Origin of the sequence: Paraburkholderia nodosa (assembly GCF_001718195.1) — a bacterium.
Classification (GTDB): Bacteria; Pseudomonadota; Gammaproteobacteria; order Burkholderiales; family Burkholderiaceae; genus Paraburkholderia; species Paraburkholderia nodosa_A.
The window spans coordinates 113,797-129,504 of record NZ_MCNV01000024.1 but is presented as its reverse complement, the minus strand read 5'-3'; the positions used below and the strand labels follow the sequence as shown (position 1 = coordinate 129,504).

Annotated in this window: 13 protein-coding genes; 5 read left to right on the top strand and 8 right to left on the bottom strand. The window is 64.5% G+C overall.

Features of this window, described 5'->3' with window-relative positions; translation table 11 throughout:
• The 4 genes from BFD71_RS30545 to BFD71_RS30530 form a co-directional block, all read right to left on the bottom strand.
• Window positions 1-191 (bottom strand): helix-turn-helix domain-containing protein (locus tag BFD71_RS30545; RefSeq protein WP_141710860.1); only part of this gene is annotated, 191 nt, incomplete at its 3' end.
• A 232-nt stretch (window positions 192-423) separates the two neighbouring features.
• The gene (locus BFD71_RS30540; RefSeq protein ID WP_069268035.1) at window positions 424-1,917 is read right to left on the bottom strand and encodes an efflux transporter outer membrane subunit; all 1,494 of its coding nucleotides are present in this window, start codon (window positions 1,915-1,917) and stop codon (window positions 424-426) included.
• Between the two features lies 1 nt (window position 1,918).
• Window positions 1,919-5,137 carry an efflux RND transporter permease subunit gene (locus tag BFD71_RS30535; protein ID WP_069268034.1) on the bottom strand — a complete coding sequence of 1,073 codons (3,219 nt, stop codon included), beginning with the start codon at window positions 5,135-5,137 and terminating at the stop codon, window positions 1,919-1,921.
• Between the two features lie 11 nt (window positions 5,138-5,148).
• Window positions 5,149-6,435: an efflux RND transporter periplasmic adaptor subunit gene (locus tag BFD71_RS30530; protein ID WP_083245551.1), complete on the bottom strand. Its 1,287-nt coding sequence runs from the start codon at window positions 6,433-6,435 to the stop codon at window positions 5,149-5,151.
• 881 nt (window positions 6,436-7,316) lie between these two features.
• Here BFD71_RS30530 and BFD71_RS30525 point away from each other — a divergent pair.
• The 5 genes from BFD71_RS30525 to BFD71_RS30505 are packed head-to-tail and all read left to right on the top strand — an operon-like array spanning window position 7,317 to window position 12,254.
• Window positions 7,317-8,294 (top strand): LysR family transcriptional regulator, encoded by a 978-nt coding sequence (locus BFD71_RS30525; protein ID WP_069268033.1) that lies wholly within the window; start codon window positions 7,317-7,319, stop codon window positions 8,292-8,294.
• Window positions 8,294-9,763, top strand: coding sequence for a flavin-containing monooxygenase (locus tag BFD71_RS30520; RefSeq protein WP_069268032.1), 1,470 nt, complete (start codon window positions 8,294-8,296; stop codon window positions 9,761-9,763). The genes BFD71_RS30525 and BFD71_RS30520 overlap by 1 nt, the downstream gene beginning before the upstream one ends.
• Window positions 9,764-9,795: 32 nt before the next feature.
• Window positions 9,796-10,308 carry a CMD domain-containing protein gene (locus BFD71_RS30515; RefSeq protein WP_069268031.1) on the top strand — a complete coding sequence of 171 codons (513 nt, stop codon included), beginning with the start codon at window positions 9,796-9,798 and terminating at the stop codon, window positions 10,306-10,308.
• Window positions 10,305-10,946, top strand: a complete 642-nt coding sequence (locus BFD71_RS30510; protein ID WP_069268030.1) for a peroxidase-related enzyme — start codon at window positions 10,305-10,307, stop codon at window positions 10,944-10,946. Before BFD71_RS30515 ends, BFD71_RS30510 begins: the two co-directional genes overlap by 4 nt.
• A gap of 3 nt (window positions 10,947-10,949) precedes the next feature.
• Window positions 10,950-12,254 (top strand): MFS transporter, encoded by a 1,305-nt coding sequence (locus tag BFD71_RS30505; RefSeq protein ID WP_069268029.1) that lies wholly within the window; start codon window positions 10,950-10,952, stop codon window positions 12,252-12,254.
• Window positions 12,255-12,313: 59 nt separating this feature from the next.
• Here BFD71_RS30505 and BFD71_RS30500 read toward each other — a convergent pair whose 3' ends face one another.
• The 4 genes from BFD71_RS30500 to BFD71_RS30485 form a co-directional block, all read right to left on the bottom strand.
• The gene (locus tag BFD71_RS30500) at window positions 12,314-12,781 is read right to left on the bottom strand and encodes a septal ring lytic transglycosylase RlpA family protein (RefSeq protein ID WP_256094980.1); all 468 of its coding nucleotides are present in this window, start codon (window positions 12,779-12,781) and stop codon (window positions 12,314-12,316) included.
• Between the two features lie 203 nt (window positions 12,782-12,984).
• A complete protein-coding gene (locus BFD71_RS30495; protein ID WP_069268028.1) occupies window positions 12,985-13,290 on the bottom strand; it encodes a DUF4148 domain-containing protein in 306 nt (101 codons plus the stop codon).
• A gap of 104 nt (window positions 13,291-13,394) precedes the next feature.
• A complete protein-coding gene (locus BFD71_RS30490) occupies window positions 13,395-13,643 on the bottom strand; it encodes a hypothetical protein (protein ID WP_141710858.1) in 249 nt (82 codons plus the stop codon).
• Window positions 13,644-13,957: 314 nt separating this feature from the next.
• On the bottom strand, window positions 13,958-15,541 hold the full coding sequence (locus BFD71_RS30485) for a tetratricopeptide repeat protein (protein ID WP_069268026.1): 1,584 nt from the start codon (window positions 15,539-15,541) through the stop codon (window positions 13,958-13,960).
• Between the last annotated feature and the right edge of the window lie 167 nt (window positions 15,542-15,708).

Genomic DNA, 15,708 nt, shown 5'->3' with positions numbered 1-15,708 from the left:
CGCCGTCGCGAAACCAGCCCGGATGCCCCGGATGCCCGATACCGCAGCACCAGGCGCTCGACCTGACGGCGGCAGATGCCTAGCCGTTCAGCCGCTCGCCAGGGCATCAGCTGTGCCTCGGCGACTGCCTCGATCACCTTCAGGCGGTCCAGCTCGCGCATGCTCATCGTGATCATCCCGGTACAGGCCATCGGCGGCTCCACGTATCCGTGAAAACCGTCCAGCATGTACCTCAAATCGAACCTGGGTACGACATCTGTACTTTGCTCAAGTACGACACTACTACTTTGCTCTTACATATAAAATTGCGATAATTTGCATTATGTTAAATAAAGGATAACCATGTCTCCAGCACCAATCTCCTCGCGATCCGCCTCCCTCAGCGTAGCGACGGACCGGCGCTCGCATCAAGCCCTCCGAGGATCATTGCGGTACCTGCGCAACGGGTTCCGCCGTAGCGGGCTGTGCAGGAGGCGGTCCGCTCGCCGGTTGCGGCACGCTCATCTGCTCCGCCTGCACGACCCACCCGCCGCCCATCGCCATGTAGAGATTGACGAGGTTTGTCAGCGTCGCGGCCCGGGTCTGCGTCTGCTGCAGTTCCGCGTTGAACAGATTGCGCTCGGCATCGAGCACCTCCAGGTAGCTCGTATAACCGCCCTCGTAGCGTAGCCGCGCGAGCCGCAGATACTTGCGCAGCGAGGCGACCTGATCGTTCTGAATCTCAAGCTGCTCACGCGACTTCTGCGTCGAGATCAGCGCGTCGTCAACCTGCTGGAACGCGACCCTTATCGCATTTTCGTAGGCGAACAGCGCCTCCTGTTGACGCGCGTCGGCCTGCTTGTTCTGACCGTAGATGTTGCCGCCCGTAAAGAGCGGCATCGTTGCCGAGCCGGCGAACGCCCATACCCGAGCAGGTCCGGTGAAAAGACTGGAGAACTGCGTACTCACTGATCCGAAGAGCCCCGTGAGCGAGATCTGCGGGAAATACAGCGCGCGCGCCGCACCGATCAGCGCATTTTGCGCAACCAGATTCTGCTCGGCCTGCAGCAGGTCCGGGCGGCGTTCGAGCAGGTCCGACGGCATGCCCGCAGGCACGGCCGGCGTCGAGAGATCCACCAGTGCGCGACCGCGCAGGATCGGCTCGGGATTGCTGCCGAGCAGCACCGCAATCGCGTCTTCCTGCTGGGCGATCTGCTGCTCGAATTGCGGGATGGTCGCCTTCGTCGCCGCATAGTCGGACTGGCTCTGGGCGAGTTCCATATCCGAGGTCTGCCCGAACTGCTGGCGCAGCGTGAACACATGCACGGAATCGGCGCGACTCTCCGTTGTGCTCTTCGCGATTTCGAGCTGCGCGTCGAGGCTGCGCAGCGTGATATAGGACGATGCAACCGATGCGACGAGCGTCAGGATCGTCGCGCGGCGGCTCTGCTCGGCCGCGTTCACGTTGGCACGTGCCGCTTCGGTTTCGCGCCGCACCTGGCCAAACAGATCGATGGTCCAGAAGGCAGACAGATTCGGCTGGAACTCGTTGAAGACCGGCGAGACGCCGGCCGGTATCGGCGTCGGCCCGTTCTGCGATGCGCGCTCGCGCGTCGCGCTGAAACTGGCACTCGCCTGCGGGAACAGTGCCGAGCGCGTGCTCACGAACTGTCCCATGAACTCGTCGACACGCGCAGCCGCCTGTTTCACGTTGAGGTTGTTTTCCAGCGCGGTCTTCACCAGGTCGTTCAGCACCGGGTCGTCGAACTGCGCCCACCACATGGTGTTGGCGACGTCGGCCACGTCCGGGTAAGCAAACCGGTACGTTGCCGGCACCTCCACTTTCGGCCGCTCGTAGTTGGGGCCGAGCAGACAGCCGTTCAGCAAGCCGATGAGCAGGACTGGCGCGGCGACGCGCGTGAAGGCTGCGGCACGCATGTCAGTCGCCCTCATGCCGCGCGGACGGCGTGACGGTCGGCGAGCCAGGGCCGCCCGAGGCCGGTGGTGGCGCTTCGTTATCCGGCTTGGGCGTTTCCTTGCCGCCGCCCTTGCGCGAACCAAGCGACTCGATCCCCCAGTAGAACATCGGAATGAAGAACACGGCGATGGCGGTCGCACCCAGCATCCCGCCGATCACGCCGGTGCCGATCGAATGGCGGCTGTTTTGCGAGGCGCCGAGTGCTATGGCGAGCGGCACGCAGCCGAGGATGAACGCAAGCGACGTCATCACGATCGGCCGCAGGCGCTCTTCCGCGGCGACGAGCGCGGCGTCGTACGGCGTCTTGCCCGTCTCCCGGTTCAGGACGGCGAACTCGAAGATCAGGATCGCGTTCTTCGCGGCGAGCGCGATCAGCATGGTGAGCCCGATCTGGAAGTACACGTCGTTGTTCAGGCCGCGCAGCAGGATCGCGAGCAGCGCGCCGAACAGCGCGAACGGCACCGCCATGAGTACGCCGAGTGGCAGCGACCACTTCTCATATTGCGCGGCGAGGATCAGGAACACCATGACGATCCCGAACACGAACACGAGCCCCCCGGTCGAACCCGACTTGATCTCTTCGAACGCCTCGCCGCTCCACCCGACGGCGTAGCCCGGCGGCATCTGCGCGGCGAGTTCCTTCAGGGTATCGATCACCTGGCCCGAACTGTAGCCCGGAGCCGCATTCGCGGTAATTTTCACCGCCGGGAAGTTGTTGAAGCGCGTGATCAGATCGGGTCCCGTGACGTACTTGTAAGTCATCACCGCCTTGATCGGCACCATGTTGTTCGAGCGGCTGCGCACGTAAATCTGGTCGAGGTCGGCGGGCGTGAGCCGGTAGCGCGGATCGGCCTGAACGATCACCTGCCAGAGCCGCGCGTCCTTGTTGAACTGCGAGACGTAGAGCGAGCCGAACATCGTCTGCATCGCGCTGTACACCTCTTCGACCGGCACGCCGAGCGTCTCCGCCTGGTCGCGGTCGACGTTCACGAGCAACTGCTGCGAGCTTGCGTTGAACGTCGTGGTCACACCGGTCAGTTCGGGGCGCGCCTTCGCCTTCGTCATGAAGTCCTGCACGACGCCAGCGAGCTGCTGAATGGAGCCGTCTCCGTGGCTTTCGATCCACATTTCGCTGCCGCCCGTGGTACCGAGACCGGGAATGGACGGTGGATTCACCGGTACGACGATGCCCTCCTGAATCTTCGAGAGCGTTTCGTAAGCCTTGATCAGCACGGCACGCGCGTTTTGCTCCCGGATGTTCGAGAACTTGTACCGTTCGTCGAACCCTTTCAGGCCGACGAAGAACGTGCCCGCGTTGTTCTTGTTCTGGCTGTCGAGCAAGCTGTAGCCGTTCACGATCGTGATGCTGCTGACCGCGGCCTGCTTCATGAAATGGTCGGTGACCTTGTCGCCCACGGCCGCGGTGCGATCGAGGCTCGCGGCGTCCGGCATGATGATCGCGCCAAGCAGATAGCCCTGGTCCTCGGGGGGCAGGAAAGCGCCGGGGATCGACTTGCCCATGAGGACCGCAAGCGCGATCACGGCGCCGAAAACGAGCAGGCCCAACACGTAGCGCCGGATGATGAACTGCACGGCGCGCCCGTAGCCGGCGGTCATCCGCGCGAACTGGTTGTCGAACCACCGGAAGAAGCCCTTTTTCTCATGGTGCGTGGGCTTGAGCAGAATGGCGGCCAGTGCCGGAGACAGGGTAAGCGCCACGATGCCCGAGAACACCACCGAGATCGCGATCGTGATTGCGAACTGCTTGTACAACTGTCCGGTGATCCCGCCCAGGAACGCAACCGGCACGAACACGGCGCACATGACGAGCACGATCGCGATGACCGGACCCGACACCTCGTCCATCGCCCGCTTGGCCGCGTCTTTCGGACTGAGCTTGAATACCGTCATGTTGCGCTCGACGTTCTCGATCACGACGATCGCGTCGTCCACGACGATGCCGATGGCGAGCACCATGCCGAACAACGTCAGCATGTTGATCGAAAAGCCCAGCGCCGCCATCCCCATCGCCGTGCCGACGATCGACACCGGGACGGCCAGCACCGGAATGAGCGTCGCGCGCAGGCTCTGCAGAAACACGTACACGACGATCACCACCAGCACGAGCGCTTCGAAGAACGTATGGATCACGTCTGCGATCGACGCACGCGTGAAATCCGTCGTGTCCAACGCGATCTGATAGTCGAGCCCTTCAGGAAACGACGTTTTGAGTTGCGCAAGTGTCTCGTGTACCTGCTTCGAAACGTCGAGCGCGTTCGCACCCGGCTGCTGGTAGACCGCGATGATCGTCGCGGGCTTGCCCTGGAAGGTGGTGCGATTCGAATAGCTCTTTTGACCCAGTTCGGCCCGGCCAATGTCTTTCAGGCGGACGATCGCCGCGCCGTTGCTCGCTGCGCGGATGATGATGTTGTCGAATTCGGCGGCCGTCGCGAGCCGCCCGGTTGTCGTCACTGCGAACGACTGCTCGACCGGGTTGCCGGTTGGCGCCTGGCCGACGGTGCCGACCGCGAATTGCTGGTTCTGCGCGCGCACGGCGTTTTGCACGTCGCCGGCGGTAATGCCGAGCTGCGCCATGCGATCGGGCTTCAACCAGATCCGCATCGCATAATCCGGAGTGCCAAAGATCGACGACTGGTTCGCGCCTGGAATCCGCTTGAGCGTATCGAGCACGTAGACGTTTGCGTAGTTCGCGATATAGGTCGGGTCGAAGCGGTCGTCCGGAGAGTAGATCGCGATCACCATCATGAAAGCGTTCGACTTCTTCTGGACCTGGACGCCCTGCGACTGCACCTGTTGCGGCAGTTGCGGCAGCGCGAGGTTCACGCGGTTCTGCACGTCGACCTGGGCGAGTTCCGGATTGGTGCCGATCCCGAAGAACACGTTGAGCGTGTAGTTGCCCGTGGACGAACCGGACGAATACATGTAGATCATGTTGTCCGCGCCGTTGACCTGTTGCTCGATCGGCGCCGCCACGTTGTTCGCCACGACGTCCGCGCTGGCCCCCGGGTAGGTCGCGGAGACCGTGACCTGCGGCGGCGTGACGTCCGGATACTGGGCGATGGGAAGCGCGAGCATCGTCAATGCGCCGCCGAGCGTGATCACGATCGAGATGACGGACGCGAAGATGGGGCGATCGATGCAGAAGTGCGAGATGTTCATCGAGTCGCCCCTTACTGCGACGCGCCGCTGCTTGCGGCAGGCGCCGTCGCGCGCGTGCCCGCACTCGCCTGCGGCGCTGACGCCCCGCCCTTCTCGACGACTGCCTTGCCGCCGGTCTGCGTCGAAGGAAGCGTTCCGGCAATCTTGAGCGGCACGTCGGGCACGACGCGGATCGCGCCGTCTACCACGATGCGCTCGCCGGCCTTCAGGCCATCGTTGATGAACCAGTTGTCGCCGCTCCAGTCGCCGACTTCCACCACGCGCTGCTTCGCCTTCGACTCATTGTCCACGACCCAGACGAAGTGGCTCTTCGCGCCCTGCAGCACGGCCCGTTGCGGCACGAGGACGGCATTCGGCCGCGTGGCGCCCGTCACGCGCGCGCGCACGAACTGGCCCGGCCGCAACGTGCCCTTAGGGTTCGCAAGGGAGGCCCGCACGAGGAACGTGCCCGTGTCGGTGCTGAACGCCGGATTCGCAAAACTGATGGCGCCGTGCTGCGGAAATTCCGTGCCGTCCGCAAGTAGCACGACCACGACGAATTCGCTATTCGGCGGGAAGATCAGCTTGCCTGCCGAAATCTCGTCCTGAAAGTGGAGCATTTCGTTTTCGGAAATGCTGAAGTTCACCCAGATCGGATCGAGCTGATAGACAAACGTAAGGAGACCGGATGAATTGGCGATCAGATAGCTGCCGTCCTGCTGTCTTGCATAGCTCGCGAGTCCATCCAGCGGCGACTTGATCGTCGTGTAGCCGAGATTGAGTTCCGCTGTCTCGACCTGCCCTTGGGCGGAAATCACCGCGGCCTGGGCCTGCTTCTCGTTGCCGATCGCGTCGTCGAGGTCCTTCTGGCTCAATGCCTGTTGCGCGGCGAGCGGCTTGACGCGGGCAAGATTCTGCTGCGCTACCGTGAGCCGCGCCTGCTGCTGCGCAAGCTCGCCCCGCGCCGTCTGGAGCGCGGCCTGAAATGGCTTCGGATCCATCAGGAACATCGTCTGGCCGGCCTTCACCTTGTCGCCTTCGGAATAGGTCCGCCGGTCGAGAAAGCCGTCCACGCGCGCACGAATTTCGACTTCACGCGAACTCTGCGTCTGTGCGGTGAACTCGAGCTGAACCGGGGTGTCCTGAGCCGTGACCGTCATCACCGTGACTTCCGGTGCGCCGAGCGCCGGCGGCCCCGATGCCTTCTTGCAGCCGGCGAAGAGCGTCAGCGCAATGACGACGAAGATTAGCGGCAGGCGGTCCCGGCGTGCCGCAACCCGGGGTAACGGTCGATGCTCCGGAAAGAACGGTCCGCTCATGAATGGCCTCCCGCAACGCGCCGGACCTGCGCATCGCCCCGGTACGCGCGCGCCATGGTCACCTCTGCGTTGCCCGCTCTCACTGTTCGCGAATTGGATCAGCAAGGATCTGCACACTGCGCTGGACACGGCGCCGGCTCAAGCATGACGGGGCCAGCCGACTTGCCGCTCCCGGACGATTGCCCACGCCGGTTATGACTTCTTCGATACAACGTGCCCCGATGATTCGCGCGAAGATCGGAATGATCTTTGGGTCGCTGGCTGAGGTGCCGCGCATACGGCGCGCTCGAAGCGCCACCAGCGCTGCCCGGCGCGTTAGTATCGGCGCCGTCCTGTCACGGCGCTCGTAGTCGTCAAGTGTGGTAGCCGTCCAGGGCAAAAACAATGAGACTTTGGTCCGATATCCCGCCGAGCCGCGTTTTGCTGTACACGGCAAGGACGCACGGTTGCCGGGGCAACCGCCACGCGGTATGCCCACGTTGCAGTTTGTCCACGGTTGTTGGTCGCGCATTCCGCAAATGCGCTTGAACTGATCATTGAGCAAGCCACCAGCAACACGATCTTCATGGCGGTCTCCCGAAGGTTCTGCCAAAACGTGACAGGCGCATGATCGATGCAGCCTTGATCACCCCGTCTTCGTCTCAAAGACTGCAGGACGCGCGTTCAGCGAAGACCATCGTGCCGATACCACCGCTTCTTCATCCGGGCACACGTTGAGAACCGGTGCCGAGTCTTGCCGCCCACGCCACGACAGGAACAATGTCGTTAGGGGAAACCCCTCTTCCGGAATAACGATATAAAGATCAATTATTTGAAAAACGTATTCTTACAGCGTCAGAATGTGTTTTACGCATTCTCGTGCACCCAACATCAACCGGAAGATGGAACTACGCCAGCTCGAAGCCTTCGCCGCAGTGATCACGACCGGCAGCGTCACCGCCGCCGGCCGCCTGCTGGGGCGCTCGCAGCCAGCGATCACGCGGCTGATCCAGGAGCTCGAAACCGAGGTCGGCTATGCGCTGTTCACGCGCAATGGCCCACGCGTCACGCCGACCGAGCAAGGCATCCTGCTCTACGAGGACGTCGAGCACGTGCTGACGGGCGTGCAACAGATCCGCAAGCGCGCCGGCGAAATCGGCCGCGGCGAAAGCCGGCCGCTGCGCATTGCCGCGACTTCTGCCCTCGCCGCCGGCCTCGTACCCGTCGCGCTCGCGCGCACCGATCTCGCTGACACCGCGCAGACGATCCAGTTGCGCAGCCTGCCCCCCGAACAGGTCGTGCACGATGTCCTCACCGGCGCGGCCGACATCGGCGTGGCGAGCCTGCCGCTTGAGCATCGCGGCGTGGTCGTGCACTGGATCGGGCAATCCGCGTGCGTTGCGGCGCTGCGCGACGATGATCCGCTAGCCCGCTCCGAGCGGCTGCCGCTGTCGGCCTGCGAGGGCCGGCGCATCGTCACGATGCAGAACCCGTATCGCCTGCGCCGCCGGCTCGATCATGCGTTCGCACAAGCAGACGTTTCCCCTGCGGGGCTGATCGAGACGAATTCGTCGATGAACGCGCTGACCGCGGTTCGCGCCGGTCTCGGCATCTCGGTGCTCGAACCCGTCACCGCCTACGGCATGCCGCTGGCCGGTGTCGCGATCCGCCCGATCGACGCCGACATTCCGTATTTCTTCGGCGTGATCTCGCGCGATGCCATCGCGTTGCCCCCCTCGGCCGTGACGCTCATCGACGCGCTCGCGGACGCAGCTCGCGCTGTGCTGCCCGATTTCGCGCTGCGTGCGAGCGCCGAACACGCCCAAGTCCTGCAGTCGCTGTATGGCGATCTGCCCGCCGCCAAGGAATCGTTGCCGTAATGAATCCGACCACCCCATCGTCCGCAGGTCTCGCCGCGCTCGAAGCCCGTCTGCGCGAGGATCTCGCGTGGCTCGAACTGCCCGCGAAGCGCTGGATACCCGAACGCACTCTCGATGGCCGCTCCTTGATCAACGTAGCGATCGTGGGCGGCGGTATGGCGGGGCTTGCGCTGGCCGCCGCGCTCGACCATCTCGGCATCGACGCCGTCATTTACGATCAGTCGCCGCGCGGTTTCGAAGGTCCATGGGCCACCACCGCGCGCATGGAAACATTACGTTCTCCGAAGCAGCTGACCGGCCCCGCGCTCGGCCTGCCCTCGCTCACGTTCCGCGCGTGGTTCGAAGCGCAGTTCGGCGGGCAGGCGTGGGACGCGCTCGACAAGATTCCGCGTCTGCAATGGATGGACTATCTGCGCTGGTACCGCGATGTGCTCGACATCGACGTGCGCAACGAACACCGCGTCACCGCCATCACACCGTGCGCAAACGGCAGCGTCGCGCTGTCCCTCACGAGCGCTGCCGGCGGCGAGACCATCCATGCGCGCCACGTCGTCCTCGCGACGGGCCGCGACGGCCTGGGCGGTCCTGCCGTGCCGGCCTTCGTGCGCGATCTGCCGCGCCGCTTCTACGCCCATGCGTCCGACGTCATGGACTATGGCACGCTGCGCGGCAAGCGCGTCGGCGTCATCGGCGCGGGGGCCTCGGCGATGGACAGTGCGGCCACCGCGCTCGAAGCGGGTGCGGCCTCGGTCGATCTGCTGATCCGTCGCGCGGACATCCCGCGCATCAACAAGGGCAAGGGCGCGGGCAACCCGGGCCTCACACATGGCCATGTCGCGCTCTCCGACGACTGGAAGTGGCGCATCCGCCACTACATCAACGTGCAGCAGGTGCCGCCGCCGCGCGGCAGTACGCTGCGCGTGTCGCGCCACGCCAACGCCCGCTTCAACCTCGGTGCGCCGATAACCGGTGTCGAACAGGTCGACGACGAACTGCACGTCAGCACACCGAAAGGCGACTTCGCACTGGACTTCCTGGTGTTCGCAACGGGCTTTCGCATCGATCTGACGAGCCGCCCCGAGTTCGCGCCGTTTGCCCGCCACGTTCGTGCGTGGAAAGACCGCTACGCGGCGCCAGCCGGCGACGACGACATCGAGCTTGCCGATTCGCCCGACCTCGGACCGGTGTTCGAATTCCAGGAAAAGACGCCCGGCGCGTGCCCCGGGCTCGAGCGCATTCACTGCTTTTGCGCGCCCGCGACGCTCTCGCACGGCGCGCTGTCGGGCGATATTCCGGCGGTCAGCGACGGCGCGAAGCGGCTCGCACAAGGGCTTGCCGCCACGTTCTATCGAGAGGATGTCGAATTGCACTACGCCAACATGGCGGCCTTCGCCGAGCCGGAAATCGAAGGCGACGAATGGACGCCCGCGCCATCGCCTCCGGCACTCGCCGAGCGCGAAGCGAAATGAGCGCGTGAATCTGCCGTTCTCCGGAATTGACCATGACATACGACACTGACGACATCGTCGATCGCGTTGCCGACCTGGCGCCCGACTCGGCCACCCGCACATTGCGGCACCAGCGCGCCAAAGTGGTGGAAGCGACGCAAGGCAGCTACGACGCGCTGTTCGCCCCCACGCTGGAAGGCCTCACGTTGATCGAGCGGCTACTCGTCGCGCTCTATGCGAGCCGCCTCGCGCCCTCACCGGCGCTCGCTGCCCACTACCGCGCCGAACTGGCCGCGCACGATGTCGATGCAGCGACGCTCGCCGCCGTGGCAACAGGCGCGACCGAGGATCTTGCTGCGCCGCGCCTGCGCGCGATCCTCGCGTTCACGCGCACGCTGATCGAAAATCCGGTTGCCGGCGACAAGGCCGCGCTGCAGACGCTGCCCGCCGCCGGCCTGACGACGCCGGCCGTGGTGGCGCTCGCCCAGCTGATTGCCTTTCTGTCGTACCAGACGCGCCTCGTCGCGGGTCTGCAAGCCCTCAAGCAGCTGGAGCGCGCATCATGAGCGACATCATCCGATCGCACGGCTTCACGAACGAATCACTCGAATGGGACGCGTGGCTCGACGTCGTCGACCTCGACCAGGCCACCGCGGGTCAAATTGCCGTTCTCGAGGAAAGCCACCCCAAGGCAAAAGTATCGGACTACTACCGGTTTCTCGTCCATCAGCCGGAAATCCTGCGGCAGCGCTCCGCCGCGTTCAACGCAATCATGTACGCGCCCGGCGGCTTGCCTCGCGCGGAACGGGAACTCTCGACCACCGTGGTTTCACGGCTCAACGGCTGCGTGTATTGCGCATCGGTGCATGCCCAGCGTTTCGAGCAGCTCGCCAAGCGCAACGACGTGATCCGACAGGTATTCGCCGATCCGCACAGCGCGGGCACGACAAAGCGCGAAGAGGCGATCGCCCGCTTCTCGGCCGCGCTGACCGAGCACCCCGACGAGATCGAGGCGGCCCAGCTGCGCGAATTGCGTGAGGTGGGTCTTACGGATGCCGAGATTCTCGACCTGATCCATTCGATTGCCATCTTCGCGTGGGCGAACCGGCTGATGCTCAATCTCGGCGAACCTGTGTTTCCCGAGCCGACACCCGCCCCTGACCGACCGACGCTGGACCTCCCTTCAACCAAAACCCGGGGATAGCCGATGGGCACTCAACCTGGCATCAAGCCTGTCATCGTGGCCGCCGTGCTGGCCAATGCGATGGAGTGGTTCGACTTCACCATCTTCGCCGCGATGACGCCGATCATCAGCAAGTTGTTCTTTCCGGCCTCGCACGGCGCAGCGGGCGCGGATCTGAACGCCATCCTGCTGACCACGGCCCTCTTCGGCGCGGGTTTTTTCATGCGTCCCGTGGGCGGCGTGCTGCTCGGTCTTTACGGCGACACGTACGGCCGCAAGGCGGCCATGACGCTCGGTATGGGCATCATGGCGCTGGCCGCCGCGATCATGACCTTCGCGCCGACGTATGCAACGGCCGGCCTCGCCGCGCCGGTCCTGATGCTCGTGGCCCGGCTGCTGCAAGGCTTTTCGATCGGCGGTGAATTCGGCACATCGACGGCGTTCCTGATCGAACTGGCGCCGCCAAATCGCACCGGCTTCTACGGCTCGTGGCAGATGAGCGGACAACTCATGTCGACGATGCTGGGCGCCGCACTCGGCATGGTGGTCACGCAGGCGTTCACGCCCGAGCAGCAACTCGCGGGCGCGTGGCGCATCCCGTTCGCGGTGGGCCTGCTCATCGCGCCGCTGACCATCTACCTGCGCCGCCACGCAAACGAAACCTACGCGCGCATCCACGCGACGCCGGTCACCCGCGCGGCGGAAGCGGCCGCCGTCAAGCGCGGACTGTCCGACTATCTGATCGGGATGGGCATGGTGGTGGCGAGCACAGTCACATTCTACGTCACGTTCGGCTACACCGTCACGTATGCGAAACAGGTGCTCAAGCTGCCCGTTTCGGAAAGCTTCATGGTGCAAATGATCGCGGCCATCGTCATGCTGATCGTCACGCCGATCGCGGGCGCGCTATCCGACCGCTATGACCGCAAGACGCTGCTGGTCGGCTCGCTGGGCGCCTACCTGGTGGCGATCTATCCGCTCTATGCCTGGATCGTGGCGGCGCCGTCCGTCTCCCGGCTGCTCGTCGCGCAGATCGTGATCGGCGTGGTGAGTGCGACCTTCCTCGGCGTCTATTGCACGACGCTTGCCGAGATGTTCCCCAAGCGCACGCGCGCGACCTCGCTCGCGGTGGTCAATAACGTCGTCGTCCTGATCTTTGGCGGCTTTGCGCAGACTTTCGTGACCTGGCTCATCGTGCTCACGGGTTCGCCGCTGGCGTCGGTACTCTATGTGATGATCGGCATCGCGCTCAGTCTCGTGGCCGTTGTGGCGCTGAAGCCGGGTCATTTCAGGCGGGGCAGCGCAAGCGCCGCTCAAACCATTGGGTGAGGCACCGGGCTTGTCCATGTAGAAGGGGGTGAAGGCAAGGATGTGACGGCCCCCTCACGTCATCTTCCTGTCGTCAGGGTTCCGTCGTCGTCCGACGCCGTCTGTGCGTTCGGCGTGTTCCCTATACGTTCGATCTGCACCCGCATCGACCGTGCGTCGGTGAGCCCCAGCGCTTTCGCCGCGGCATACGAGAGATCGATGATCCGGCCTCTCACATAGGGGCCGCGATCGTTGATGCGCACCACGACCGACTTCCCGGTTGCCACCGCTCTGACGCGCACATAGCTGCCGAGCGGCAAGGTTCGATGGGCAGCCGTGAATGCGCCGGTGTTGAAGCGTTCCCCGTTCGCGGTCTCATGGCCCTGGAACTTCTCCGCATACCAGGATGCCTCGCCGGATTGGACCGCCTCGTGGCGCATATGACAGGATTCGCCGCTGCACGCGGCTTGCCGGGACGCCATTTGACCGCACGCTGTGAACAACGCACAGATTGCGAAAGCGCTCAAATAGCGCAGTGATGGCGTCATGGACCACATGTCAGTCAAATGAGCGATGGCTCAACGTTTTCAAAGGTGCACAGCATACCGCATGCCCGGTCGACGTAAAATCCTGGCAATTTTTCAGGTTTCATGCAATGGGCTTGTAGGTCCGGCCCTCATTTCTCGGCTGATGCCCGAAAAGAGCCCCTCGATTCGTCGATGGGAAGGTAGGGGCTCGTCAACGCCCTGGCTTACTGACCGAAGTAAACCGGCTTCATGCTGTCACCGGCGGCGGGCGCGCCAGAGGACGACGTACTGCCTGCCATCCCGCCGTAACCGCTTCCGCCGTTCTGCGCGGCCACGCGTGCTTCGGCAGCCTGGATGTCGGCTGGGTAGTTGGTATTGTCGCCGTCACCTGGGCGGTAGCCCGCCTGTTCGAGCTGAATAAGCTCGGCGCGGACCTGCTCAGGCGTCACGGCGCTGTTCGATTGTGCAAACGAGACAGCCGGAGCAGACAGAATGGTAAGGATAACGAAGGTTTTAGCAAGGGATTTCATGATGAGGTTCCTCTAACGATTGCCACGTAGGATGCAACTAGCTTGAACCGATGCGCAGGTTCAATACGCTCCCGCAACTTTTCCCGCGCCCCCGCTGGCCTCCATTACTTGATGGAGGCCTGATTCCCCGTTCGTTGTTTCCGCCACGTTTTTGTTTGCACTGCCCAGCGGCCTGTGTCGAATCCACCCGAAGCGCAGGCTGCACCGTGGGTCCGCTGCCACCATGCGTGGTGATCGAAATTGCGCAGGAAATCGGCGCGGCGGCGCTCACGGAGGTAGTGCGCCGTCACGCCGGCCGCAGCGATCGCAAGCACGATCGTGCCGGCAGCCATACCCAGCCAGGTTGGGTCCACGTCAGCCTCCCGATTGCATCCGCAGCGCTCGCGCGCTCCATGTGTCCTTGGGCGCTCAGCGTTGGTAGCAACCGTCGCCGACGGGGTTTCCCTGAGCACGACGGATGCCGGAACGGTCAAGCGGCAAGCCGCCTGCAGCACGTTATGCAGATGTCATGCCATCCGGGAGCGATCCGCGCGGCGCCCTTCCCCACGTGCATCGCAGCGATGCGAGTCTGGGCGCGACCATCACCTGGCCGGGCGATGTTGGGCGATTGCCAACAGGCTGGCCGCGGCACGCGGCAGCCGTTCTGTTGCGATCGTTCGTCGGTTGTCTAACGCGCGGCGATCCGCGCATCGAGCGCCGTGCGCAATGCGCTCACCACGTCGGCCCACTCGCCGCGGCGCGTTTGGCGGAACAGACGCGCGTTGGCGTACCACGGGCTGTCGTCGCGATTCAGCTGCCAGCGCCAGTCCGGTGTGAACGGCAGCGCAATCCACACGGGCTTGCCGAGCGCGCCCGCCAGATGCGCGACCGCCGTATCGACGGCGATCACGAGATCGAGTTGCGCGACGAGCGCAGCCGTTGCCGAAAACGTCGTCAGGCGCGTGCCGGCGTCGATCAGCCGGCCGCGCTGCACGAGTTCGTCCATGCACGCGCGGTCGCGCTCGCGCAGCTCTTTTTGCAGCGACACGAAGCGCACATTGGCGTCGAACAGCGGCAGGAGTTCCGCAAGCGGCATCGAGCGATTGCGATCGTTCACGTGCGTCGTGCTGCCCGACCAGACCAGCCCCACACGCAGCCGCCGGTCGCCATCTTCCTCGGCGCCGATCACATCGGACCACGACGCGCGCGCGGCAGCGTCGGCGTCCGCGTCGAGATACGCGCCCGAAGTCGCGAAATCCGCTTCGCGCAGCGCAAGTGCGTGCGGCAGGCTCAACATCGGCACGTGGTAGTCGAACGCAGGCAATTGCGACGAGTCGCCGATGACGCTCGAGGCACCCGCTACGTTCCGCAGCAACGGCAGCAGCGCGTCCTGCACGCGCACGATCACGTTCGCGCCCTTCGCATGCAGGCGGTCGACGAAGCGCACGAACTGCAGTGTGTCGCCGAGACCCTGTTCCGCGTGCACGAGCACGGTCTTGCCCGCGAGCGGCTGGCCCTTCCACTGCGTCGCGTCGGGGAAATCGTGCGTCATCGTACCGTCGCGCCAGCGCCATTCGTATTCGCGCCAGCCGTGCTCGAATTCGCCGAGCAGTAGATTGGTCTGTGCGCGATTGGTGCGCGCACCGGCGTCGTTCGTGTCGATCGACAAGGCCTTCTTGAACTGGCGCAGCGCGTCGTCGAAGCGATGCAGGTCGCGCAACGCGACGCCCAGGTTCACGTAGGCGGCGACGAAATTCGGCTTGAGTTCGATTGCCCGCCGATACGCGTCGAGTTCCTCGTCGTACCGGCCCAGCTCGCCGAGCAGCGTGCCGCGGTTGTAGTGCACTTCCGCCGAACGCGGATACCGGCGCGCCAGACGCCCGAGATACGCGAGTGCGGCCTCGGCCTCCTCCAGCTGGATGAGCGACATGGCCGCGCCATGCAGCGCTTCGACGTGATCGGGCGCGAGCGCCAGCTGGCGTTCGTAGAGCGCGACGGCCTCGGTGTGACGCTGCGCGAGCTGGCAAATGCGTGCGGCCTGCTGCAACTGCTCCTGAGGCGTTGCGGCCGGTTGTGCCGCGCGCCAGGCGAATTCGGCGGCGCCCGCGTAATCCTCGCGCGTTGCGTAGACAAATGACATCGCTTCCAGTGCGCCCGCGTGATCAGGATGCGCTTGCAGGATCGATTGCAGGTCGTGCTCCGCGGCGTCGATGCGGCCGGCGGTGAAATGCTGCTTCGCCTGGGCGAGCAGCGCGACGATGGTGTCAGTCATGGGAACGCGGGGGCGCTCGCGCCCGAATGCATGGATGAGGAATCAAGGCCGTATTTTACCTCAGCCGCTCCCGCGCAGTTCCGTCGCACCAGGTCGCCGGGAACCACGATAACGAACGGTGCGGTCGATTTGAAACGTGGAACAACGCGTATTTCTTCGCGTTATTC